General features: G+C 65.6%; 30 protein-coding genes and 1 pseudogene. 18 read left to right on the plus strand and 13 right to left on the minus strand.

The features are described 5' to 3' along the window. Positions 1-2: 2 nt before the first annotated feature. The 10 genes from EV137_RS23175 to EV137_RS23220 are packed head-to-tail and all read left to right on the plus strand — an operon-like array spanning position 3 to position 4,550. Positions 3-758: a GvpL/GvpF family gas vesicle protein gene (locus EV137_RS23175; RefSeq protein WP_166679982.1), complete on the plus strand. Its 756-nt coding sequence runs from the start codon at positions 3-5 to the stop codon at positions 756-758. An 8-nt stretch (positions 759-766) separates the two neighbouring features. Continuing rightward, on the plus strand, positions 767-994 hold the full coding sequence (locus EV137_RS23180) for a gas vesicle protein GvpG (protein WP_202871079.1): 228 nt from the start codon (positions 767-769) through the stop codon (positions 992-994). A gap of 6 nt (positions 995-1,000) precedes the next feature. Beyond that, positions 1,001-1,375 carry a gas vesicle protein GvpO gene (locus tag EV137_RS23185; protein ID WP_134130705.1) on the plus strand — a complete coding sequence of 125 codons (375 nt, stop codon included), beginning with the start codon at positions 1,001-1,003 and terminating at the stop codon, positions 1,373-1,375. Between the two features lie 4 nt (positions 1,376-1,379). Continuing rightward, on the plus strand, positions 1,380-1,712 hold the full coding sequence (locus EV137_RS23190) for a gas vesicle protein (RefSeq protein WP_134003588.1): 333 nt from the start codon (positions 1,380-1,382) through the stop codon (positions 1,710-1,712). After that, complete coding sequence (locus tag EV137_RS23195; protein WP_134003590.1) at positions 1,702-2,466, plus strand: GvpL/GvpF family gas vesicle protein; 765 nt, start codon at positions 1,702-1,704, stop codon at positions 2,464-2,466. Before EV137_RS23190 ends, EV137_RS23195 begins: the two co-directional genes overlap by 11 nt. Beyond that, a complete protein-coding gene (gvpJ, locus tag EV137_RS23200) occupies positions 2,463-2,648 on the plus strand; it encodes a gas vesicle protein GvpJ (protein WP_134130706.1) in 186 nt (61 codons plus the stop codon). Before EV137_RS23195 ends, gvpJ begins: the two co-directional genes overlap by 4 nt. Then, positions 2,645-2,938, plus strand: a complete 294-nt coding sequence (locus EV137_RS23205; protein ID WP_134003594.1) for a gas vesicle protein K — start codon at positions 2,645-2,647, stop codon at positions 2,936-2,938. Before gvpJ ends, EV137_RS23205 begins: the two co-directional genes overlap by 4 nt. A 17-nt stretch (positions 2,939-2,955) precedes the next feature. Next, positions 2,956-3,327 carry a hypothetical protein gene (locus EV137_RS23210; protein ID WP_166679893.1) on the plus strand — a complete coding sequence of 124 codons (372 nt, stop codon included), beginning with the start codon at positions 2,956-2,958 and terminating at the stop codon, positions 3,325-3,327. Between the two features lie 14 nt (positions 3,328-3,341). Then, positions 3,342-3,713 (plus strand): phage holin family protein, encoded by a 372-nt coding sequence (locus tag EV137_RS23215; protein WP_238175500.1) that lies wholly within the window; start codon positions 3,342-3,344, stop codon positions 3,711-3,713. A gap of 18 nt (positions 3,714-3,731) precedes the next feature. After that, complete coding sequence (locus tag EV137_RS23220; RefSeq protein ID WP_134003600.1) at positions 3,732-4,550, plus strand: mechanosensitive ion channel family protein; 819 nt, start codon at positions 3,732-3,734, stop codon at positions 4,548-4,550. A gap of 75 nt (positions 4,551-4,625) precedes the next feature. Here EV137_RS23220 and EV137_RS23225 read toward each other — a convergent pair whose 3' ends face one another. Further along, the gene (locus tag EV137_RS23225; protein WP_134003602.1) at positions 4,626-4,970 is read right to left on the minus strand and encodes a DUF6401 family natural product biosynthesis protein; all 345 of its coding nucleotides are present in this window, start codon (positions 4,968-4,970) and stop codon (positions 4,626-4,628) included. Positions 4,971-5,045: 75 nt separating this feature from the next. Here EV137_RS23225 and EV137_RS23230 point away from each other — a divergent pair, with 75 nt between their 5' ends. The 4 genes from EV137_RS23230 (at position 5,046) to EV137_RS23245 (ending at position 10,084) form a co-directional block, all read left to right on the plus strand. Next, a complete protein-coding gene (locus EV137_RS23230) occupies positions 5,046-5,321 on the plus strand; it encodes a Rho termination factor N-terminal domain-containing protein (RefSeq protein WP_134003604.1) in 276 nt (91 codons plus the stop codon). Positions 5,322-6,337: 1,016 nt separating this feature from the next. After that, positions 6,338-6,685: a TraR/DksA family transcriptional regulator gene (locus EV137_RS23235; RefSeq protein ID WP_134003606.1), complete on the plus strand. Its 348-nt coding sequence runs from the start codon at positions 6,338-6,340 to the stop codon at positions 6,683-6,685. Between the two features lie 114 nt (positions 6,686-6,799). Continuing rightward, entirely contained in the window at positions 6,800-7,603 is an 804-nt protein-coding gene (locus EV137_RS23240; RefSeq protein WP_134003608.1) for a peptidoglycan-binding protein, read from the plus strand. 33 nt (positions 7,604-7,636) lie between these two features. Beyond that, the gene (locus tag EV137_RS23245; RefSeq protein ID WP_134130707.1) at positions 7,637-10,084 is read left to right on the plus strand and encodes a hypothetical protein; all 2,448 of its coding nucleotides are present in this window, start codon (positions 7,637-7,639) and stop codon (positions 10,082-10,084) included. Between the two features lie 62 nt (positions 10,085-10,146). Here the strand turns inward: EV137_RS23245 and EV137_RS23250 are convergent, their stop codons facing one another. The 9 genes from EV137_RS23250 to EV137_RS23285 all read right to left on the minus strand — a co-directional run bounded on the left by EV137_RS23250 (position 10,147) and on the right by EV137_RS23285 (position 16,906). Beyond that, positions 10,147-11,526, minus strand: a complete 1,380-nt coding sequence (locus EV137_RS23250) for a carboxylesterase family protein (RefSeq protein ID WP_134130708.1) — start codon at positions 11,524-11,526, stop codon at positions 10,147-10,149. A gap of 242 nt (positions 11,527-11,768) precedes the next feature. Continuing rightward, positions 11,769-11,972, minus strand: a complete 204-nt coding sequence (locus tag EV137_RS23255) for a hypothetical protein (protein WP_134130709.1) — start codon at positions 11,970-11,972, stop codon at positions 11,769-11,771. Between the two features lie 126 nt (positions 11,973-12,098). After that, complete coding sequence (locus EV137_RS23260) at positions 12,099-12,605, minus strand: hypothetical protein (RefSeq protein WP_134003616.1); 507 nt, start codon at positions 12,603-12,605, stop codon at positions 12,099-12,101. Positions 12,606-12,846: 241 nt separating this feature from the next. After that, positions 12,847-13,689, minus strand: coding sequence for a DUF2071 domain-containing protein (locus tag EV137_RS23265; protein WP_238175501.1), 843 nt, complete (start codon positions 13,687-13,689; stop codon positions 12,847-12,849). A gap of 43 nt (positions 13,690-13,732) precedes the next feature. After that, a complete protein-coding gene (locus EV137_RS41795) occupies positions 13,733-13,867 on the minus strand; it encodes a hypothetical protein (protein ID WP_255517830.1) in 135 nt (44 codons plus the stop codon). A 148-nt stretch (positions 13,868-14,015) separates the two neighbouring features. Then, complete coding sequence (locus EV137_RS23270; RefSeq protein WP_134004184.1) at positions 14,016-14,297, minus strand: hypothetical protein; 282 nt, start codon at positions 14,295-14,297, stop codon at positions 14,016-14,018. Positions 14,298-14,356: 59 nt separating this feature from the next. Then, positions 14,357-15,019: a tyrosine-type recombinase/integrase gene (locus tag EV137_RS23275; protein ID WP_238175502.1), complete on the minus strand. Its 663-nt coding sequence runs from the start codon at positions 15,017-15,019 to the stop codon at positions 14,357-14,359. A 371-nt stretch (positions 15,020-15,390) separates the two neighbouring features. After that, complete coding sequence (locus EV137_RS23280; RefSeq protein ID WP_134012324.1) at positions 15,391-16,059, minus strand: hypothetical protein; 669 nt, start codon at positions 16,057-16,059, stop codon at positions 15,391-15,393. Positions 16,060-16,399: 340 nt separating this feature from the next. Continuing rightward, the gene (locus tag EV137_RS23285) at positions 16,400-16,906 is read right to left on the minus strand and encodes a hypothetical protein (protein WP_134130711.1); all 507 of its coding nucleotides are present in this window, start codon (positions 16,904-16,906) and stop codon (positions 16,400-16,402) included. Positions 16,907-16,991: 85 nt separating this feature from the next. Between EV137_RS23285 and EV137_RS23290 the strand changes: the two genes are divergently transcribed. Then, positions 16,992-17,510 carry a hypothetical protein gene (locus tag EV137_RS23290; protein ID WP_134130712.1) on the plus strand — a complete coding sequence of 173 codons (519 nt, stop codon included), beginning with the start codon at positions 16,992-16,994 and terminating at the stop codon, positions 17,508-17,510. An 81-nt stretch (positions 17,511-17,591) separates the two neighbouring features. Here EV137_RS23290 and EV137_RS40710 read toward each other — a convergent pair whose 3' ends face one another. Beyond that, positions 17,592-17,765, minus strand: coding sequence for a hypothetical protein (locus tag EV137_RS40710; RefSeq protein WP_166679983.1), 174 nt, complete (start codon positions 17,763-17,765; stop codon positions 17,592-17,594). Positions 17,766-17,838: 73 nt separating this feature from the next. Next, positions 17,839-18,441 (minus strand): NAD(P)H:quinone oxidoreductase, encoded by a 603-nt coding sequence (wrbA, locus tag EV137_RS23295; RefSeq protein ID WP_134130713.1) that lies wholly within the window; start codon positions 18,439-18,441, stop codon positions 17,839-17,841. A 333-nt stretch (positions 18,442-18,774) separates the two neighbouring features. On the opposite strand from wrbA, the gene EV137_RS23300 reads away from it, so the two are divergent. The 3 genes and pseudogenes from EV137_RS23300 to EV137_RS42045 form a co-directional block, all read left to right on the plus strand. Next, positions 18,775-19,062: a YiaA/YiaB family inner membrane protein gene (locus EV137_RS23300; RefSeq protein ID WP_134130714.1), complete on the plus strand. Its 288-nt coding sequence runs from the start codon at positions 18,775-18,777 to the stop codon at positions 19,060-19,062. A gap of 136 nt (positions 19,063-19,198) precedes the next feature. After that, positions 19,199-20,005, plus strand: coding sequence for an EVE domain-containing protein (locus EV137_RS23305; RefSeq protein ID WP_134130715.1), 807 nt, complete (start codon positions 19,199-19,201; stop codon positions 20,003-20,005). Between the two features lie 232 nt (positions 20,006-20,237). Further along, positions 20,238-20,492 (plus strand): annotated as a pseudogene (locus EV137_RS42045) (protein NO VEIN domain-containing protein); the annotation flags it as partial. Here the strand turns inward: EV137_RS42045 and EV137_RS23315 are convergent. Next, the gene (locus EV137_RS23315) at positions 20,482-22,359 is read right to left on the minus strand and encodes a UvrD-helicase domain-containing protein (RefSeq protein ID WP_202871081.1); all 1,878 of its coding nucleotides are present in this window, start codon (positions 22,357-22,359) and stop codon (positions 20,482-20,484) included. The pseudogene EV137_RS42045 and the gene EV137_RS23315 sit on opposite strands and share 11 nt — an antisense overlap. Positions 22,360-22,375: the final 16 nt, after the last annotated feature.

Consider the following 22,375-nt stretch of genomic DNA (forward strand, 5'->3'; position numbering starts at 1 on the left):
CCGTGACAACGCCGAGCGACATCGGCCTGGGGTGCTACGTGTACGGCATCGTGGCCGCGGACCTCGTCGTACCGCCGGACCTCAGAGGTGTCGGTGATCAGCTCGTCTGCTTGGCCCCGAGCGGCGACGTCGCCGCTGTCATGAGCCTCGTGGACAGCAACGTCGCGCTCGCCGGGCGCGCGGACCTCCTGGCGCACGGCCAGGTGCTCGACAAGATCGCCGAACTGGGGCCGGTGATCCCGGTCCGGTTCGGATCCGTGCTGGAGAACCGGGAAGCCGTTGCCGGCGATCTGCTGGAACCCGGCCGCGAACGCTTCCGGGCGATGCTTCGAGATCTCGCCGGTCACGCGCAGTTCGTTGTCCGGGCGCGATACGACGAGAAGCAGGTGCTGACCGAGGTCGTGGCGGAGAATCCCGAGATCGCCCAGCTTCGCAAGCTCACCCGTGAACAGCCCGAGGATTCGTCGTACGGCGAACGCGTCAGGCTGGGCGAGTTGGTCGCGAAGGCGCTGGAGACGAAGAGCGCCGCGGACGGGCGCGCCATGCTGCTCGAGATCGAGCGGCACGTGACCGCGCTGAACGTCCGGGAGACCGCCGGAATCAACGGCCTGCTCGATGTCGCCGTACTGGTCGAGGACAGCCGCCGTGCGGAGTTCGAGCAGGCGGTCGAGGGCCTGGCGGAGAGGTTCGCCGGTCGAGCCCGGCTGAAGCTGATCGGGCCGACCGCGCCGTACGACTTCGTGGATACGGAGGAGTGATGGGCCTGATGACGAACCTGCTGACCCTGCCGCTCGCGCCGGTGCGGGCCACGATCGCACTGGCCGAGCAGATCCGGCAGCAGGCCGAGGCCGAGTACTACGACCCGGCCCGGATCCGTCTGCAGCTCGAGCAGATCGACACGCTCAGGGAGAACGGTGAGATCGATCCGGACGTGGCCGCGGCCTGGGAGGACGAACTGGTCAGCCGGCTCTACCAACCGCGCGAGGAGACCTGAGCACTGATGGCAACCCCGAGGAAGTCCACCCAGAGCCGTACGACGAGGCAGCCGGAAAAGGGACGTACGACGGCCAAGCGGGCGACCTCGCCCGGTGCGTCGCAGAACGGGCAGCGCCCGTCACCGCCGCAGTCGTTGCGGAACGTCGCGCTCATGGCCGCCAGAGAACTGGCGCAGCTGATCGGACATGATCCGGAAGGAATCGTGGCTGTCGAGAAGCGCGACGAGGGCTGGCTCGTCCAGGTCGAGGTGGTCGAGGCGCACCGGATCCCGGCAACGACCGACATCCTCGCCGTGTACGAGGTCGAGGTCGACGCCGACGGCGGCGTGACCGGGTACCGGCGCAAGGACCGTTATGTCCGCGGGCGAGTCCAGGAGTAGCGCGATGAGCGAACCTACGATCTCTTCTCGCCGTGGCGCGTTCGACCGCTACGGATCCACGTCGCCGGCATCGCGTCCGGATGGCCTCGCCGACATCCTCGAGCGGGTCCTCGACAAGGGCATCATCATCGCCGGTGACATCAGGGTGAACCTGCTCGACATCGAACTCCTGACCATCAAGATCCGCCTGTTGATCGTCTCTGTCGACAAAGCGATGGAGATGGGCATCGACTGGTGGCGGCACGATCCGATGCTGTCCACCGACGCTCAGGCGCTGGCCGACGAGAACCGGAAACTGCGCGAACGTGTCGAGGAGCTGGAGCGCGATGGTGAGTGAATCCGGCACCTATGTGTACGCCGTGGGGCGGAACCTCGACGAGGAGGTGCTGTCCGGGCTGGAGGGCGTCGGCGGCTCCTCGGTCCGGATGATCAGTCACCGCGAGCTGACCGCCGTCGTGAGCACCGTCGACCTCGAGGAGTTCGGCGAGGCCGCCTTGCGCCGCAACCTCGAGGTTCTGGCCTGGGTGGAGGAGACCGCCCGCAGACACGACGAGGTCGTTCGGCGGGCGGCGGCGATCACCACCGCGCTCGCGCCGTTCCGGTTGGTCACGATCTATCGTTCGGACGACGCGGCGTGCGACCGCATCGAGGAGTTGTACGACGACCTCGTCCTGGTGCTGGACCGGGTCGACCGGCGCAGCGAGTGGAGTGTCAAGGTGTTCTGCCGCGCCCGGTCGGTGCCGTCGGCAACTGTCGAGGCAGCGAGTTCGGGTGTTGCCTACCTGGAGCGGCGCAGGGCCGAGATCCGTGATCGGCAACAAGCGGCCGGCGAGCAGCAGATGCTGGCCGACCAGCTCTTCTGGGACCTGGTGCCCGGTGCGGCCGCGACCAGGCGGCTTCCTCCTCAGGACCAGAAGCTGACCGGTCGCCGGGAGCCGATGGCGCTGAACGCTTCGTTCCTCGTCGACGACGAGCACAGCACCGACTTCTTCGAGCTGGTGAACGAGACGCGAGCCAGGTACCCGTCGCTCGACATCGAGGTGAACGGACCTTGGCCGCCGTACTCCTTCGCAGTACTGGACAAGCCATGACCGTTCAGACCCATACGGCGGTGACGACGGAGCCCAGCCTGGTCGACCTGCTCGACCGGTTGCTCGGCAAAGGCGTCGTGGTCACCGGTGATGTCGTCGTCTCGCTGGCCGGGGTCGACCTGGTCCGCATCCAGCTGTCAGCCGTCATCGGCTCGGTGCGCAAGGAGATGGGGAACCTATGACTGAACCTCTGCTGCCGCTGACCGATCGGATCGAGGCCAACGCCGACACCGTCGAACGCGAGCTGCTCAAGCTCGTGCTGACGATCGTCGAGCTGGTCCGCCAGTTGATGGAACGGCAGGCGATCCGCCGGATGGACGAAGGTGACCTCAGTACGGCGCAGGTCGAGGAGCTCGGGCTCGGCCTGATGCGACTCGAAGATGCGATGACCGCTCTGCGTGAGCAGTTCGGTCTGAGCGCGTCCGATCTCAACATCGATCTCGGTCCGCTCGGTTCTCTCCTGCCTGAATAGGTCTGGACGTGGTGATGATGAAAGTACTTCGAGGACTCGGCGCGGCGCTGGTGTGGCTGCTCGCGACGGTCGTGATGATCCTGGCGGCGGTGCTCTGCGTCACCGTGGTTCTGCTACCGCTCGGACTACCCCTGATGGCGCTCGGGCTCCGCCTCTACGGGTACGGCGTACAGATCCTGGTTCCGGGGGCGCCGGAGGTGAAACGCGGGATGCGCAAGCGGCTCGGCCTGCGTGCGCACGGGGACGTCCGCGGTGACGTCAAGCGTGCGGGCAAGCGGGGCAAGAAGTCCGGCCGGAAATTGCGGAAGAAGGCCGGCGATGCGGTTGACGACGCCGGCAAGGCCGGCCATCGCGGCCGCAAGCGTCTCGCCGGTGTGTTCGGAGGCTGATGATGAAGCTCTTGATGAGACTGGTCGTGAACGCCGTCGCGCTGGCTGTCGCGGCGTGGCTACTGAAGGGCATCGCGTTCAGCGGTTCGAGCACCACGAGCAAGGTGATCACGCTGGTCGTGGTCGCGGCGATCTTCGGGCTGGTCAACGCGCTCATCAAACCGCTGGCCACGATCCTGTCGCTGCCGTTCATCGTGCTGACGCTCGGCTTGCTGATCTTCGTGATCAACGCGCTGATGCTGCTGCTCACGTCCTGGATCAGTGACGGCCTCGACATCCCGTTCACGGTGGACGGCTTCGGAACGGCGCTGATCGGCGCGCTGATCGTCACCGTCGTCAGTTGGCTGATGAACGTCGTACTGCCGGACAAGCTCGAGACGGACTGATCGGAAGGAACCGGAAGAATGAACCTGACCCAATCATGGAACGACGCGGTAGGTGCGATCATCACGTTCCTGCCGAAGTTCGTACTGTTCCTCGTCATCCTCTTCATCGGATGGCTCATCGCCACGGCGCTGCGCAAGGTCGTCAACGTAGTGCTCGGTCGAGTGGGCTTCGACCGCGCTGTCGAGCGCGGCGGTGTCGGACGGGCGCTCGCGCAGTCGAAGTACGACGCCAGCGGCCTGATCGCAGCACTCGTCTACTACGCCGTACTGCTGATCGCGCTGCAGTTCGCCTTCGGCGTCTTCGGTCCGAACCCGGTCAGCGACCTGCTGGCGGCGATCGTCGCGTGGCTGCCGAGAGCGGTGGTGGCCATCGTCATCGTGGTCGTGGCGGCCGCGATCGCGAACGCGCTGCGCGACCTCGTCGGGAGCGCGTTGTCGGGACTCAGCTACGGCCAGTTGATCGCCAAGGTGGTGCAGATCTTTGTCATCGCCCTCGGCGTCATCGCGGCGCTGAACCAGATCGGGGTCGCGACGGCGGTGACCACTCCGGTGCTGATCGCGGTCCTCGCGACGGTCGGCGGCGTCATCGTCGTCGGTATGGGCGGCGGGATGATCCGGCCGATGCAACGCCGCTGGGAGCGCTGGCTGGATCGCGCCGAGCAGGACTTCCCGAACGCGCGAGCCCGCGAGGAGGCCTACCAGCGAGGCCGGGAGGATGCTGAGCGCAGCCAGTGGCAGACGGAGCCCGGAGAGTCGTCGACCATGGGGCTGACGGGCGACCCCCTTGGCGGTACTCGCCGGTCCACGCCGCCGCCGCGAAGCGACGGCACCACCTGATCGAGGGGCCAGGTGCATCTGTGGGAAGCGTCCCTGAGCGCCATGCTCGACTGTGCGCCCAGGGACGCTTCGTGCTCAGAGCCGGGGGAGATCCTGGAGTCCGGAGCGAAGGTCGGACGCCGCCAGACTCGCGGTGGCCAGCAACCGGACCGTCACCCAGTCGTCGCTCCCCGCGATGCGTTCGAATCGCCAACCACGTTCAGCTGCCGAGTCCTGCACACCCCGTGCGTACGCCGCCAGCTCGACCGGGCCCGCTGATCCGACCGTCAGACCGAGGATGTCGCGAACAGCGGCGGCATGCTGATCGATCGCTGCCTGCAGGCCCGGACGGCGGACGTTCAGCCTCTCGAGAAGACGACCGCGTAACGTCGTCAGCTCTCGTTTGGCAGATGCCTCTCGAATGATCCTCAGCCACGCCATGACTCAATAGATTAAGGCATGGTGGCCGATGTCCGCGGGTACCGGCTAAACACCGCTGCTGCGGAAGGAGTCATCATGCCTGACGATTCACTGGGCGACAAGCTCGGACGACAGGTCAAGAACATCAAAGGTGGACTGAAGGACGTCGCGCACGCGTTCACGGACGCGGATCCGGAACGCCGCACCGACGCGATGGCCGGGCGGGTCACCGGCATGAGGTCACGCACTTCCTCCAACGCCCGGGAAGGCATGTCGAAGGACGAGCTGTACGCCGAAGCCAAGCGCCTGGGCATCAAGGGACGCTCGAAAATGACGAAGGAAGAGCTTCTGCGCGCCGTTCGACGCGCCTGACCCGTCCTGTGTCTCGCCGGCCACGTCGAGTGAAGAAGTACCGAGTTGTGTGGCAGAGCAGTTGCGGCATCTGCCTTGGTGCCGGAGTCGCGGCTGCGGTTGTAGTGCTGCCCCTCGCGTTGTGGATTCTGGTGGGCGTCGTGTGGGCTGCGATGGCGTCGACGGTCGCGTACGCCGCCAGAACCAGCGAGCCGGCCACAGTAGGCCCACCTGGACGGTGGGTGTGGATCATCACGCTTGGGTGCGCTGCGTACCTGGCGACATCGGCATTTGCGACGTCTGTAGGTGCCGCTGCATTCCTCCCGGTGTTGGCGGCGGGAGCATCGGCGCCGTCTGCGGTGCGCTGGTACCTACGTCTGCTGAGTCAGGCAGGCTTTTCACAGCCGCTCAGGGCGATGGGTATGGACGAGCTGTGTCGGCGGTGGCTGGACAGTGACGGCGCGCTGACCCATGCAGGATCGGACCGAGCCCGACTTCGAATCATCAACTCCAGACAGCAGTGCCTCGACGAACTGGAGCGGCGTGATCCCGAAGCCTTCCAGGCCTGGCTCGATTCCCCGCCCGGTACTGGCATAGATCCGCGCCGGTTCTTCACGGACCACGGCAGTCGGGGATGACTCAGGAGGTCTGGAACCGCGGACTGTGATCGTGCTTGCAGCAGATCAGTTCCTCGACGAGGTCGCCGGCACCAGAGACCCCCAGCGGACGCGAGTGCGTGGCGCTACGGACGCATCCAGGATGCACGCAGTACGCCGTACTGTCGGGGACACAGGCCGCATGCCTGGACCAAGGGAGCCTCAACCTTGTCATCGGTGCCACATCCTTCATCACTCAGGCCCGCTCCTCCTGTCGGTACCCGTTGGCGATAGAGCGAATCCCTGCTCTGGAACGCGTTACGGCGTTTGCGTGCGGGTACCTGAGGGCGTGGTCCACAACACGGAAGCACTGGGGAGCGGCTTACTTCCGGACGGTCAAGAAGCGGCCTGGAATTGTGACCTTGCAGCAGGAGGTTGTCGATGTACCAGGAGCGGACAGTCAAGTCCTCACAGGAAGAGCCCGTCATCGATGTGGAGTGGTTCCGTCGGGAGCTGCATCAGGAGCGCCAGTTTCGGCTCGAGCAACTGACCCAACTGTCCTACGAGACGGCAGCGCCGTGCCCACATGCGGTGGCGGAGGTGCAAGCCGCGCTGAAGGCCGGTGCGAGGCGGGCCCTGGCGGAAATCGAGGCGGCGCTCATCCGCCTCTCCCGAGGCACCTTCGGCGCCTGCGAGGTCTGCGGAGAAGTGATGGCCATGCACCGGCTAGAGGCAATACCCACCACCAGGCTCTGCCTACGCTGCGAACACCGCCGGCGTTCCAGGTGAACTGATCGTTTGATCGTCGATCCGCGGAATACAACGGTTCGGATCGTGGTCGGTGGTGCGGAATCGGGCCCGAGGTGGGTACCGAAGCTGCACCGTTCTGTCTGGAGGCTTGTCATGAGTGAGGATGCAGAGCTGGTTCCGCTGTCGGACGAGGAACTGAATGCTCAGGTCGGCAGTGTGTTGCCCGACAAGGAGGTCGTTTCGATCCTCGACCTCAACGTCGACCTCGCGCTCGCCATCGACGCCGCGGCACCGATCGAGTTGGCTGTGGCCGCGAACGCGAACGTCGCCGCGCCGATCGACGCCGCGGTCGGCACGAACATCCTGTCCAGTGGCTCCGAGGCCCAGGCACTGGCCGATCAAGGTGTGCTGATCACGCAGGGCATCGATGCGGACGCGACCGCGCACGCGGTCCAGGTCAGCGGGATCGATCAGTCCGACGACGTGGTCGATGCCGGGTCCTCGACCCCGGTGGAGAGCGGCGCGCCAGATGACGTGTCCAGTGGAGGTTCTGAGCCTGCGGGTGGCCCGACCGCCGCTGGAACCGAAACGCCGACGGAGTCGAGCACCGGATCAGCTGATGAGCCGAGTACCACCGCCGAAACAGCCGGCGAGGAGCAGGCCGCAGTTGTGCCGGGAACCGGGTTGGAGACGCCTGACACCAGCCAACTGCTGAACGGCAGCCTCCTCGATGTCAACGTGAACGTCGATGCCGATGTCGACCTGGCCGCTCCGATCGCCGGCGCAGTCGCGGCGAACGCGAACGTGGCGGCGCCGATCGACGCTGCAGTGGCGGCGAACGTGGGCTCTGTCGACAGCCAGGCGGTGGCAGTCGCGCAGCAGGACGCCATCATCAATCAGGACATCACCGGCTCGGCGACCGCCGACGCCGAGCAGACCTCCGACATCGAGCAGTAGCCCGGACCAGTGTCCGCCGTACAGGATTCGCCGGTGCGGACCGGGCTGGCTCCGGGTGTGCCCGTCCGGGCGGCCGGCGTTGTGCTGTTGGGTGAGATGGCCGGATCGGGCTATCGCACACCGCCGGCGCTGGTGCGTCGCGCGGACGGGCAGATGATCCAGCTGACCAGGCTGTTGTATCTGGTGCTGAAGGCGATCGACGGGCGACGTGACCACACGCAGATCGCGGAGCTGGTCAGCGCGAGTTACGGCCGGTCCGTCTCGGTGGCCAATGTAGAGGCCTTGGTCGAAAAGCTCCGGCCTCTCGGTCTGGTGCGCGGTGTGGACGGGTCCGAGCCGCAGGTGCGGAGGTCGAATCCGCTGCTTGCGCTGCGATTCAGGTACGTCGTCACGGACAGGCGCCGCACCGAGCGGATCACGCGGCCGTTTGCGGGGCTGTTCGGCCGGCTGCCCGTCGTGGGCTTCGTCGCGGCGTTCGTGTACGTGTGCTGGTGGCTGCTGTTCGACAAGGGGCTGGCGTCGGCTGCCTATGAGGCGTTCCACAAGCCCGGCTTCTTGTTGCTGGTCTTCGCGGTGACCGTGCTGTCCGCGGGGTTCCACGAGTTCGGTCACGCGGCGGCCGCACGGTACGGCGGATCGACGCCAAGCGCCATGGGGATGGGCTTCTACCTGTTCTGGCCGGCCTTCTACACCGATGTCACAGACTCCTACCGGCTCGGGCGCGGCGGTCGCATCCGCACCGACCTCGGCGGCCTGTACTTCAACGCCATCGTTGCAGTCGCAACGGTCGTGATTGCCGAGCTGACCGGGTACGACGCACTTCTGCTGGTCGTTGCGACGCAGATCCTGCAGATGGTCCGGCAACTGCTGCCCACGATCCGCTTCGACGGCTACCACGTATTGGCGGATCTGACCGGTGTCCCCGACCTGTACCACCACATCAAGCCGACCCTGATAGGTCTCCTGCCCTGGCACTGGAAGGATCGCAAACGGGCGCTCAAGCCGTGGGCCCAGGCCGTCATCACCGTATGGTGCCTCACGGTTGTGCCGCTGATGCTGGTCATGCTGACCATGACAGTGGTGACGCTGCCGCGGGTGCTGGCCACTGCCAGGGCCAGCGCCGACGAGCAGTGGCGCATGCTTGTCGGTGGCTGGCACGACGCGGACCTGGTCGAGGTGCTGGCCCGCGGGCTGGCCATGATCGCGCTCGCGCTGCCGCTGCTCGGTCTGGGACTGCTGCTGTGGCGCCTGGTCGGCAGGATCGTGAGGTCGGTGTGGCGGCGTACGGCGGGTAAGCCCGCGCAGCGTTCAGTCGCTGCAGTCGTCGCGTTGCTGATCATCGCCGCTCTCGGTTGGGCTTGGTGGCCCGACGATGAGCGGTACCGGCCGATCACCCCGAACGAGCGGGGGACGATCACCGAATTCGTCCAGCGGGCAAAGCACACGACAAGACAGCCGCCCACCGGAAGCCGACAGTTGCATGAGGGTCAGATGCATCAGACCCGAGTTCTGTGGCCGGCCGGCGTGAACCGACCTACCCGTCAACGCCCGACGCTGGCTCTCGTCATGGTGCCTCGTCCGCCGACCACTACTCGCACGGTCGCACCGGCGACCCCGTCACCGAGCGCCGTCGTACCCACACCCGCTCCGACCGCCGTATCCCCGACCTACCGGACCGATGCTCCGGTGTGGGTGTTTCCCTTCGACAGGCCGCTTCCCGCGGAGCCGGGCGGCAACCAAGCGCTCGCCGTCAACACCACAAACAACACCGTCACTTATGACATCGCCTTCGCCTTGGTGTGGGCCGAAGATCGCGTCACGAACACCAACGAGGCCTATGCCTTCGCAAGCTGCTCGAACTGCGCGGCAGTGGCGATCGCCTTCCAGGTAGTGCTGGTAATCGGCGACGCGGACGTCATCGTCCCCCAGAACCTCGCCGGCGCGCTGAGCTACGACTGCGTGCAGTGCCTGACCTACGCCCTCGCAACCCAACTCGTCGTCACGCTGGACCGCCCCTTGTCGGCCACTGGCATAACAGCGCTCAACCAGGTCTGGGCGCAGCTCGCGGACCTGGCCCGCTCGATCAAGCAATACCCGCTCTCCGAACTACGCGCCCGGCTCACCTCCTTCGAGCAGCAAATCCTCAACGTCATCGCCGCCGACGGCGCCCTGACCACCCCCGCCGTACCCCAAACGGCAACCCCGGCAACCCAACCCGCACAATCCCCGACCGCCTCCACCACCGAGGCTCCCACCTCCTCGTTGACTCCAAGCGATCCCTCGCAGATCGCTCCCACCACTGACCCTCCGACAACGCCCAACCCGTCGCCGACACCAACCCCCTCCGAGCCCGCCTCGCCAGATCAGACCACCCCAACTCAAACTCCACCGGCTCCATCCCCCTCGCCAACCCCAACCGAAACCCCCGCCGCCACCCCGACGCCCACAGAACCCCAAACCACGACCCCAACGTCGCCTTAACCGCCCGTTCGCAGCACTGGCAAGAGGCTGTCCAGCGGAGGCCGCCGGGAAAGGAGCGGTCGTCAATTCCTGGTGAAGCCGAGCATCCAGCTGTAGATGTCCTGGCCCTGGCTTCCGCTGTAGGCGTGGTCCCATGAGTTGTGGTCGACCTGTGGGTAGATCGTCAGGCGTAGGTCCTTGGCGGGCGGAGCTGGGCAGGTGCGCAGGCTGTTGATTGTGTCGATGCTGCCGGCAGGATTGACCACGTCGTCCGCGTCACCGTGGAAGGCCCAGATCGGTGTAGACGCCAGGGCGCACCCCGACGATCCGAGCGCTGGACGCCCCTCGCCGGCGATCGGGACCGCGGCCGCGACCGTGGCCGCACCGGACTGGCCCAGCGACTCCCAGACGCCGTAGCCGCCGCAGCTGAGACCGGTCAGGTAGACCCGCGCCGGGTCGACGTCGTAGTGCGTCAGCGCGTAGCCCAGAAAGGCCTGAACCTCGGAGGGAGCCCAGCACGGCGAGCCTGCCGGCAAGGGGTTGCCGTAGCCGTGCTGCAGCTGCATCACACACGACCCGCCAAAGGGGACGTCGCACGGGTAGGGGTATGCCGGGCTCGGGACGTCGTTGTGCTGGGGCGCGAGTACGACGAACGGACGATCAGTGGCCCAGCCGTTGTTGGCGATGTACAACGGGATGCCTGCATCGTTGATCACGTTGGGCAATTGCGCCGGACTGCCGTCCCCGGTGCCGCCGTAGCCGTGCAGGAAGACCAGCAGCGGCTTCTTGGTGCCTTGCCCGTAAGTCGGTGGGAGGTACTCGTAGTACCCGAGCGGCGATGAGGTCGATCCGAGCGGGTGCCCGGTCAGCCGGCTCGCCGAGCCGGTCCCGATCAGCGATCCGGCCGCCGAACACAGGGACACCTGCGGATCGTGACCCGAGACGGTCGCGCCGAGGAATTCGACGTCCTGGCCGCCGGGGACGTTGTCGCCGCCTGTGTCGAACAAATACCGGAAGGTCACCACGCCGGCGAACCGGAACGCGACCTTGCCCGTCGAATCCTCGACGACGAAGGACTGCCCGACGTTCATGGCCTTGACCTCGAAGACGTTGCCGCCGACCGGCTTCGCCTGGACATCCTTGAACAGGCCGTTACCACGGACGACGAACCATCGCCCGGTGGCCGGGTCGGTGTGAACCTCCCGGAAGGAGTAGTTGTCGGTAAAGAAGAAGAACGAGGTCGCCGGCCCGGTTCCCGTTCGAACGCTCGTCCTCCCACTGAACGTCGCCGCGACATCGGTCCGATAGCCGCAGCTGTCGTCCATCCAGGTGTCAGTTCCCGAGTACGGCGTTCCTTCGACTACGGCTGCATCCGCCTGCGTGGACAACCCGATCGCGCCGAGCGTGACCACAGTGAGCAGGCAGATCCACTGACGGGAGCGGTTTCGTGCGAAGACAGACATGGCGCGGGTCCTTCCAGGGCGCGCAGAACACGGATCGACTGAGGATTCCGCGATCGACGGAATCGTGCGGCGGCAACTGCCGCCGGCCGTGACGTCGGCCCGCATCCCCATCTGACGCGCCAACACAAGACAGATTGGTTCCCCGTGATGTCCCCCTCCCCAACCCCTGCATACCGGTATAGAACCCGGTCGGACCCTGGTCAACCGCCAAGGCCGGTATGAAGCGGCGAGCTTGCGGGCGATCAGTCCCAGAGGGTCAAGCGCTCGCAGGTGTGTTTGGCAATGAAGTGGCGGCGGTTCTCGGCCCACTGGGACAGCGCTTCCACGACATCGCCGAGATCGACGCCCTGGACCTGGTAGTGCTGCTGCGGTGAGCCGTCGCGGTACTCGAGAGTGAGTGTTCCGTTGTCGTTGCGTGCTGTCCTCCGTCGACTGATGCGCGACACTCGTCCGCCAGGTGATCTGCGACAGTCGAGCGCGCGGATCGGGGCAGTTCCGGACGTTCGAGGATGCCGCGAGTACCGGGGTCGTTCTTAGCAAGCCCTTAGGATCATGCCGGACGGCGGGCTCTGTCAGAGGAACGTCGAGCAGTCCACATCTCCAACAGAGAGTGCGCGATCAACCGTCACAGTGCCACTCGGATCGACGACGAAGGTGGCCGTGGTCAGCAAGCCCTTGAACGGCCCCTCGAAGGACGTATGCCGTTCCAGGACGACTTGTCGGTCACCAGAGATGTCAGCGTTGAAGACGGATACCTCCACGTTCCTGTCTTGCCATGTGACTCCACGGAGGGACGCGGGGACCTCAGTGCTATCACTGAAGGTCAGGCTGCCGTGAAGGATGTCCCGGTAGTTCACATGCAAGGTCCCAGCCGTGGTCTCCTGCACGATCAGTTGATACTGACCGCTGTCGCTGAAGGTCGCGGGCCACCCGCAGATGTTTGGATGCTGGTCGGTGTCTGTCAGCGGACCGCGCTCTCGGTAGTCGATCGTGGCTGAGGCGACTCCAGCGGACGCGAATAAGGCGGCGGCGGAAACAACTCCGACGACGAGGCATCTCAGGATCGAACGGTTCGTCATGGCGCACGCTCCTGCCCTAGACATGGCCAGCGGGAGTCGCGTGCCTATCATCGACAGTCCTCCGCGCCTCGAGGATTGGCAAGAGCTATCGCGTCGGTCGAACTTCAGTCGGGCGAGCTGTCTGGATTAGCCGAGATGTCGACCGATGACCAGGCTGGCGATGAACTCGCGACCACCTGGGCGACCTTCGAGCACAATCCGCTCATCGGCATGACAGCGCGGATCGCGGCAGATCCGGACATCATGCGGCGGGCTCAGCTTGGAGCCGCAGGCTCGAGAGTGGCTCCCACAGCACTGGCATCTTTCGCATGATCAGGGCGTCGTCGAGTTCGGCGGTTCCGGCCGGGAAGATCCCGGCGTCGTCGAAGAACGACGAGCGCGCATGAGTTACCGACGTGGGTTCAACCTTCCACGCGGAGGTCTTCAATCCCAGCCCGTCGAACCGGTCGGGCCGGCGTGTGGCCGAGTATCCGACTGAGCCGGTCTCGAAGAAGGCTGAGGCCTCCTCAATGCCCCCGAAGAGGCGACTGTCGCCAAACTCGTCGCTGATGTTCACCGAGACGTCGACCCAGGCGGCGCCGTCCAGAGAGGTGTAGGCCACCCGGATAGCTTCGTCGGTCTCGTCCACGCGGAACCGCGCCCGGTGGTGCTCGCCGGGATAGACGCGGCCACCGAGCACGACGTTGGCCCACGAGTCGCTGTCGCGCCTAGGGATGTAGACGCCTGTCTGCGGGCCGTTCGCCGTGTCCCACTCGACCGCCACGCGGTGCGCGGCGTTCTCGCTACGCAGCCCGACCCATCGCGGCGCGTGTCTCGGGCGCATCTGGCCCAGGCGGATGAGGCAGATGCCGGCAACCGCGGCGCCACCGACCAACTGCGGCCGGAACGGGTGGGGAAGCACGCGGGCTATCACCTCAGGGTCCACCCGGTAGTTCACCAGTAGCCGGCGCTCGATCTGACCGTGGATCCCAGGAAGCAGCACGTTCTCCTCCGATCGGTGGTCTCCATTGTCCCCTCGGAATACCGACCGCCTGAGGAGAACCGGGCTGACAGCAGACTCTCGCACACGCGCGGACAGCAGCATGACCGGACCTGCGCTGACAGCCCACGCGGAACCGATGTTACGTTCAGCGGTGCTTGTCCGGCGGCACGATCTGAGTCTTGCTCTTGTCCTCTGCCTTCGCGTGCTTCTCGGCGCGTTTCTCCTTGAGAGACTTGCCCGCCTTCTTGGACATGTGTTGCCGAGGCGATTTGTCGGCCATGACTGCTCCTTGAGCGGAAGCCTGGCTGGCTTCCTGAATCCACCGTACGCCGGGATTGGCGCGTCCGCTCATCGGCATAACAGCGCGGAATGCGGCATGTCCGGATGGCCGCAGCACTCGCTATCTGCGTCAGGCGAGTGCGCTCGAATCAGTCGGTAGCACGCTCGGCTCGGCTGCCGATGAGGACGTCTGCCGCAGTGACGCCGACCACAGATATGGCCCGCAAGTCACGGTCTGTAAAGGACGTGAGGGGAAACTGCGCGACGGTCGAACGCACAGTCCGGCCGCCTGAAACGGGCACAAGCAACGTATCGCCGACAGCGAGTGAGTCCCCGTCGTAATCGACGCGAACCCCAGCCAGCGTGACGTCACCTTCATACCCGTCCAGCGGGTCGAACGCGTCCCGGATCTCGAATATGAACTTCCCCATGCTGGTCATCGTAGGGCTCGACCGTCGACCGCTCATCGGCACGACAGGAAGACCTGCTTTCAAGTGGCGGAGGCCATGTACGCGGCGAGGATGTAGTTGGGATGGCGGTCGAGGTTCTTGCGGGCGCGGTCATAGCGCATGGTGGTGCGTGGGTCGGCGTGGCGGGCGGCGATTTGTACATCGCGCAGGTCAACGCCGGCGTCGAGCATCGTGGTGACGAAGGTATGCCTGAGCATGTGCGGGTGCATCCGCGGCAGCTTGATACCTGCTTGTTCGGCGAGCCGGCGCAGTCGGCGGGTTGCGCAGTGCCGGTCCATCCGCGTGCCCCGAGAGGTCAGCAGGATCGGTCCGGCGGTCCGGTCGTCGATGGCCCGCTCAATGGCGCGGCCTACGGCTGGGGGAAGCGGTACAAGCACGATCTTGTCGCCCTTGCCATGTACGCGGAGAACCCGATGGCCGTGCTCCTCGCCGAGGTCCTCGATGTCGCTGCCGGTAGCCTCGAAGATCCGCAGCCCGAGCAGCCCCAACATCGAGACGAGGGCGAAGTCGCAGCGGTTGGGCGACTGCCTCCCGGCGGTCAACACGGCCTCGAACTGCAGATGTGTCAGCCCGAGCGTTGGGGATTCGGCCGGCACATGCGGGCGGCGCACATACTCGGCCGGGGAGTGCTCAAGGACACCGTCTATCACGCACGTCCGGTAGAAGCCCGCGACGACCGACATACGTCGGGACACCGTCGATGGCCGGTACCGGCGCACTTCTTGTAGCCAGCGGATGTAGAGCTCAACGTGTGGCCGGCTCACTGCGAGAGGATCCAGGCCGCGCTGATCGCACCACACGAGATACCCCCGCAAATTCGACTCGGTGTGGATCCGGGACTGACCTTTGAACCGAGCCAGGTAGGCGGCGACGGCTATCCGCGGGATGCGAGACGTCGTGACGACGACACCGGAGACGGCCGGGCCCGGTTGTGAGATGTCCATTCCCTCAGTGCTCAGGGCCGCGGCAGGTCGCGTCAACCGCCTCACAAGTTCACCATTGCGGCATGTCCGCGCATCAGGCGAATGGCCCTGTTCCTCGCTCGGCAGAGCGGCTACACCTCACCGTTGTCGCGGTACGCATCGCCCGTCGGGGTGAAGGTGAACGTATCTGCGAAGGCGCCCCCGCCGTACCGGACCGCCACGAGCGCGGGCTGGGTTTCCGGCTGCGAATCGGGGGCGGTCCAGTCGTAGGTGCCCGCGAAGTGCAGGCAGACCAAGCCGCTGTCTCGGCTCGTAGGGGCATAGGCCAGAGTCTTGCCGTAACGCGGGTTGTGGCCACCAAACAACACCGAAGGCGGCCCGAGTTCGGCTTGGATCTCATCAAGCTGGAAGTCCCGCGCACCCCACCGACCGCTGTCGGCGCTCAGCTGCCGGTGTTCCTGGTCTGGCAGGGTTCGATCAACGGTCAGCCAACCGTGTCGCCAAGCGATCTCCGCGTAAACCGAGGCCACCGCTGCATCCGTGTCCGCGTACCTGGGCAGGATCGCCGCAAATGCACCGCGAACACCAACGGAGGTGAACGCAGCTCGGGCCCGAAGGTCGTCATGTTCCCGCCCCCACTCTTCGTGCCTTCCCTCGACGAACGCGACAGCATCCAGGAACAAGCGGATGGCGACCTCTCCACCCCACATTCCGGGACGCCGCAACGCTTGGTTGAGCCGGTCCAGGTTGTACCGCCGAATCTCCTCCCGGCCCGGCAAAGGAGGGGTGTCAGCTTCCACGCCTAAGATCATCCCAGGTCGTCATCAGAGGCACTGACCCGCGTCGAATCGGTCCTTCTGGGCGACTTCGACCGCGACGTCTGGGACGAGGGCGGACTGCGTCCCGACTTCCCTCGAAGAGTCGAGGGCGTCTTGACCGACCTGCTGCCTCCAGCTGACATGGCCAGTTTCGTGAGAGCCCTGACCTGAACGGTAGGACGGAGGCTCTCCGCGCGACTGTCGATCTGCGACGTCCCCACATCGGCAGATCCGTGCGTTGGCCGGCTCCCAAGGTTGGTCGCCAGACGTCTAGCCTGTCGCGCATCAACTGGCGGACATGTGTCGCGGATCTATTGGCGGATCACACGTTGTCGTTGCGTGCCTGGGCGAAGCTATGGTCACGGCCGCTGTCGACGACCACGTAGCCGTCGAAGTTGCGCAGTTCTTGCGACAGGAAGAAGGCCCAGCGGTCGGGTAGAGCTACTCTTCCCCGCGAGGTGGTGACGGCCACCTCACCGCCGTTGACCGGTGCCCTTGGTGCCTTCTGCGGGTCGAAGAAGACGAGGTCGTGTTCTTGAGCGAGTCGCTCCGCGACTACTCCGACCTGGTCGGCCTGGCTGTAGCTGACCGCGACGTACAGGATCGGCCCCGAACAACTGCTGCTCGGGCCGCCAGCTGCCCAGGGAGTGTCCTCGCTCTCGCCGTTCGGGAACCTCGCGGCCAGGGCTTCGGCGTACGCCTGGATCCTCGCGGTCGGTGCCACCAGGTCGGCATCGAGGTACCGGGTGAACAGCTCTTCGAAGGTGGCCGCCGTACTGCGCTCGCCAGTGGAAGCGTCGCCCTCCCAGATCGCGAAGTCATAGCTCACTCGGCGGAGTATGCCATTCCGACGTGGCCTAGCGCCCCTGGTCATTGGTGGCTTCAGTTCCCGCCGCAACGGGAACCTGTAGGTCATGCGGTACGTCGAGCTGCGACGGCACACCGACAACGATGGCGATCGCCTCACGTTGCGGGGCATGGCGGATGCGCACGTCATCAGCGGCCGGCTGCATCCGCCGTACGACGTGTTCGTCTCGACAGGCGCTGCCAGATGCACGCAGATGCTGGAGATCCTGCGGAGCGCGGCGGGCCAGGACGATGTGCCGGTTACTGACGCCCCCGGGCTGCGGTCCTCGGTCGAGGACCGTTGGCGAGAGGCCTCCAGGGCTGCTGGGAAGGGCGCGGATGTCGAGGCGATGCGGGTGGTCGATCCGGATCTGGTCGAGAGGGAGTCGTGGCTACTGGGCGAGACGCTGCGCCAGGTGGTGAACCAACTGCCCGACGGCGGACGGGCTCTGGTTGTTGGGCACAGCCCGACGAACGAGGCCGCCGTACTCGGTCTGACGGGACGGCCCGTTCCGCCGCTCGGCAAGGGCGAAGGCGTCCTGCTGGTCGAGGACCACGGGGCCTACCGCGTCGAGCGACTGGACTGACAATCGTTTGAGCGGTGTCGTGTCGGGCACGCGCACGACAGCGTCGGGTCGAGGAGGTGGACCGATGTGGCATGTGCTGAGTCAGATTCGGCACTGAGCACGGCAGCGTGCTTGCCGCTGGCGGGTGGGGCCGAGGATCCGCAGGTCAGGCCCGAGCTGCCGCGCGGCTATGAGCAGCTGTTCCATCAGGTCGAGCCGGCTGCCTTTCTGTTGGCTCGACGAGACCAGCGCGATCACCCAGGTGTCCTCGACCACCGGCAAACCCGCGGATCCGCGGCATCCGTTCGCAACCCTCGACACCTGACGGTCCCGGGCTGATTCTCTCGTACTACTTCAACGCCGCAGCGATCCGTACGACGCGCTCGGCCTGGACTGCCGCGGCGATGCGGGCTGTGTTGTCCACGGCACCGTGTGCGGACACATGTGAGGTCCCGTAGGGATTGCCGTCCTCGAACTTCGACGGGTCGGTGTACCCGGGCGGGACGACGATGCCGCCCCAGTGGTAGATCGTGTTGTACAGCGCGAGCAGGGTCGACTCCTGGCCGCCGTGCTCGGTTTGCGACGAGGTGAATCCGCTGTAGACCTTGTCGGCCAGCTGACCCTGTTCCCATTGCGGGCCGAGCGTGTCGATGTATTGCTTGAGTTGTGCTGCCACGTTTCCGAAGCGCGTGGGGGAGCCGAAGATGACGGCGTCCGCCCAGACGATGTCGTCCGGGACGGCTTCCTCGATGGCGGCTGTGTCTTCGAGATTGGCTCGCCAGTCGGGGTTCGAATCGATGGCCGCGTCCGGTGCCAGTTCGTGCACCTTGCGCAGCCGGACGGTGGCGCCTGCCTTCTCGGCGTACTCCGCGATCGTTCGAGCGAGGTCCGCGATCGTCCCGGTGGACGAGTAGTAGATGACGCTGACGTTGACATTCGGCTGATCGGCCATCACGTGCTGTCCTCCTTCTCGTGGATCCCTGTTGAGTTGCCCGTGCCCAACTGCCCGGAGTCCATTCGGGATCGCATGAGATCCGGCACTTGGGGTACGCGATGCAGAAGAGCCATCGGGTTCGCTCAGGACAAGCGCGGGCCGCCAAGATCTGTGCCCTCTTGGCGGCCGGGCGCGACAACCCGTGGCCGATTGCCCTCCCGCCGGGGCGGAGGCGGTTGGGCACCGCCGCGGGGAATCCCGGCGGCCGGCGACACCCCGTCGCCGGCCGCCGGCCGCCGGTTGAGTGGTTTTGCTCAGGCGGAACTCCTGCATCGAGCCGAAGATGCTGGCATGACGAAAAGTGTTCAGCCTTCGCAGACCGGAGCGTTCTACGCGCAGGCAGTGGCGTCGTTCGGCATCTCGGTGACAGCGATGGTGGTGGCGCTGATCTACATGCCGGCCGCGAGCTGGGTACGAGCGTTCCTCGCATTGGGCTTGCTGTACGTCGTAACCTCAACAGTCGTCCTGTGCAAAGTAGTACGCGACCGCCAAGAAATTTCAGAAGTCACAAACCGAGTAGACCAAGCCAGACTCGACAAACTCCTAACACAACACGACCCCTTCAACCTCAACCCCTAGCCCCGGACACGGCTCGACGGACTCGCGTGCTACCGCCACTTCAACGCCGCTGATCTCCCGCCGGGCCGGCCCTGACTCGGACCTTCTCGGCGAGGACGCGACTCACGGCAATGCACGCGCGTGAGATGGTGATTCGGTGAGCCTCCCTGACATCATTCGATCCGCGCGACTGAAGGCGGAGCATGCGGGCTCCAGGCGTGTCACCCTCGAACATCTGACTCCCGAACAGGTCGAGGAGCTTGCGGCTGCGACACTCGAGTGGCTGCGTGGCCGGCCCGGCAAGCCGTCGGCTGATCACCAGGGCTGGATCCAGGTGTCGGCTAGTCAGGCCGCGGTTCTGTCCATGTGGGTCGCAGACCAGAACCTCTCCGACGGAGAACAGAAGACCCTGCGCCCACTACGCCAACAGGTATACGACCTGTTGCATGCACGCGGATTAATCGAGAAGCCGCCCGGTCAGGGCTCGTCGGTGCAGGTGACGCCAGGAGGTCTGTGGCAGGCGAACGCGCGCACGGTGACCCGGGAGAACCTCGGCGCCTGGATGATCAAGTGCAACCCGAAAGTCTGGGACCTGCAGGGCTTCCTGGACGACGACGGCGATCTGATCGAGGATTGGGCAGTCCAGGGAAACTATCGCTCCGGCCTGATGGCGCCAGGTGACCTGATCTTCTTCTGGGTAACCGGTACCGATCGTCAGTCTGTTCCACCGGGAGTGTGGGGTGTCGGCCACGTCGTTGCACCGTGCGATTGGGACGTGTATCAAGGCGATGAGGGTAAGTCGGCAGCCGATGGCTACTGGCTCGATCGAAAACGCCGAACTGCGAGCGAACTGTTTTGCGTACGTCGACATTCCGCTGTTCGACGAGCCAGTGCCGAGGGCGGTCATCGCCGCGGACCCGCGCTTCGCAAACCTGGAAGTGCTGAGAAGCCCGCAGATGGGTAATCCGCAGTACGTATCGCAGGCCGAGGCTCACGCGCTCGTGGAACTCGTCGGCGATGTTCCCGCGGTGCCCCAATAGTTGCCGGACAAGATTGTCGTCGACAGCTCCGGTGCCGGCTTCGGGGATCCGGTCAAGAATCTTGTTGTGGAGAGACGTGCCATGGACGCCGCAAGCGGTTATTTGCAGGCCGACGGCTGGCGATGCGAGGTCGTCAGCGCCTAGAAGTGTGGCTGGGACATCACTGCCAGCCGTGGTGGGGGCGAGCGCCATGTCGAAGTGAAAGGCGTGAGTGGTGCGAGCCCCGCCGTCCTTCTGACTCGCAACGAGATAGCGACCGCTAAGGACGATCCCGACTGGTGCCTGATCGTGGTGACCCAGGCGCTGTCCAGGCCGCATGTACAGGAATACTCCGCCGCGGAGGCGGTTGCCGCCTCGAAGCCCTACCTCTATCGAGCAGATCTGCCGTCAATCGGTCGCGTTATGCGATGAACTCGCTGGGTGCGCCGTGCCAGGAGACGTAGAGGTGCTCGCGCGCTCTCGTACATGCCACGAACAGTAGACAGCGCTCGCGCTGAACATCCTGCAGGTGTGTGGCCCGATCGTCTTCGACCGGCGTGATCGCGGTTGCTGGCGGCACTTGCTGAGCTGTCGCGCCCGCGACCGCGACGCACCGGAACTCCAGGCCCTTCATCTTGTGCATCGTTCCGATAGCGACAGCGTCCGCAGGCGGGTTCGACCGGTCGAGCGCGTGGGCAGGGATGCCGGCTCTCGCCAGTTCGTTCACGATGGCATCGACGACGCCGTTGGACCGGGCCGCAACGCCGATTTCGCCGAGCTGCACACCGGCCGAGGTCCAGGACTGGATCTGCTCACACAAGCCTCGCAACTCATCAGCTCGGGTCCGAAACGACCTAAGTTCCGGCGGCAGCCCGTGGGTCTCGCACCGATAGCCCGCCACTGTGTCGAGATCGCCGTCCATGTCGTCGATCGCTTCCCCGCGTAGGAGCTGGAAGCTCCAGGCCAGGATCTCCGCGGTGGTCCGATAGTTCACGGTCAGCCGCGTGGATCGCCCGGACACTCGGACGCCGACCTCGCGGAGACTGATGCGGTGTTGATAGATCCGTTGGTGCGCGTCTCCAGCGATGAAGATGTCGTCGGGACCTTCAGAGGTTGCGGCGCGGAGGAGTCGCCACTGTTCGGGGCTGAGATCCTGCGCTTCGTCGACGACGATGTGCCGGAATGGCTTGTCCTTCTGCCTGCTCAGTATGTCTGTCGCTTCCGCACGGACAGTCTCGTGAGTCCACAGTCGCTCGTCGTGCAGCCGCTGCTGGAACGCCTCGATGGCCTGCCAAACCTGTCCTCGCTGCCGTGCGTTGAGTGGCCGACCGCGGCCACTCCGCTTGGCTCTCAGATATGACTCAGCGTCCTGAACCCGGTGGGCCAGGACAACCTGTCGCCATTCCTCGAAGAGGAAAGTCTCGGTGAAGGGCAGGTCGAGCCGGTGCCGGATGTCGTGCCACACAGACGTTTCGTCTGAGAGCATTCTCGGCTTGCCGTGCTGTTGCCGGAAGACCTGGTGGGCGAACTGGTCGATGTGCTGAACGGCGATCCGGCGGCGCACCTCCAGATCATCCACCAACAGGTCGAGGCCAGCTTGCAAACTCGCGGCCAGGTTCGAGGTGAACGTCGTTACGAGGACCTTGCCGTCAGCGCGTTCGCCGAGGTGGCGTGCCCGGTGGATCGCAACGACGGTCTTTCCGGTGCCTGGACCTCCGGTGACTCGAGCGGGACCTTTGTACGACGCATGCGCCACCTGATGCTGCACAGGGTGCAGGTAGATACGCCAGAGGTCGAGCGGCTGGCGGAACACCTCGAGGAGTTCCTCGGAGCCATCGACCAGCAGCACACGTTCGGTCGTACGCTGCACAGCGGCGCCGACATCGTCCGGATCGATCGGCTCGTCGGTCGGCGCGCCTAGTGCAGCCCACACGTCTTCTGCAGATAGCCCAGCGGCGAGGCCGTAGAGAGCTTCCCACTGGTTCTGCGGTAGGAACGCGCGTGCGGCCTCGAGCTGGAGCTCACTGGTAAGCACCCTGGCGAACTGCAATGTCTGGTCGTCGACCCCGAGACGTCGCAGGTCCTTGTCGCTGATGTTGTCGAAGAGACGACTGGTTCGGCCCTCCGCGAACCGGTCCAGCTCAGGAAGCGTGGCGTCGATGGCTGCGACGTCTCTGATTTCGATCTGTCCGGTTGCAGCGTTGACAGACACCTGACGACGCTGCGCCCAGGTGTACGCAGCGTCGTGCGGCAGCACCTTGAGGAGGGTGAAGCTGTCGCCGGACTCCGGCGCCAGCACGATCCCACGCCAGAAC

Origin of the sequence: Kribbella pratensis (genome assembly GCF_004366075.1) — a bacterium.
GTDB classification, from domain to species: domain Bacteria; phylum Actinomycetota; class Actinomycetes; order Propionibacteriales; family Kribbellaceae; genus Kribbella; species Kribbella pratensis.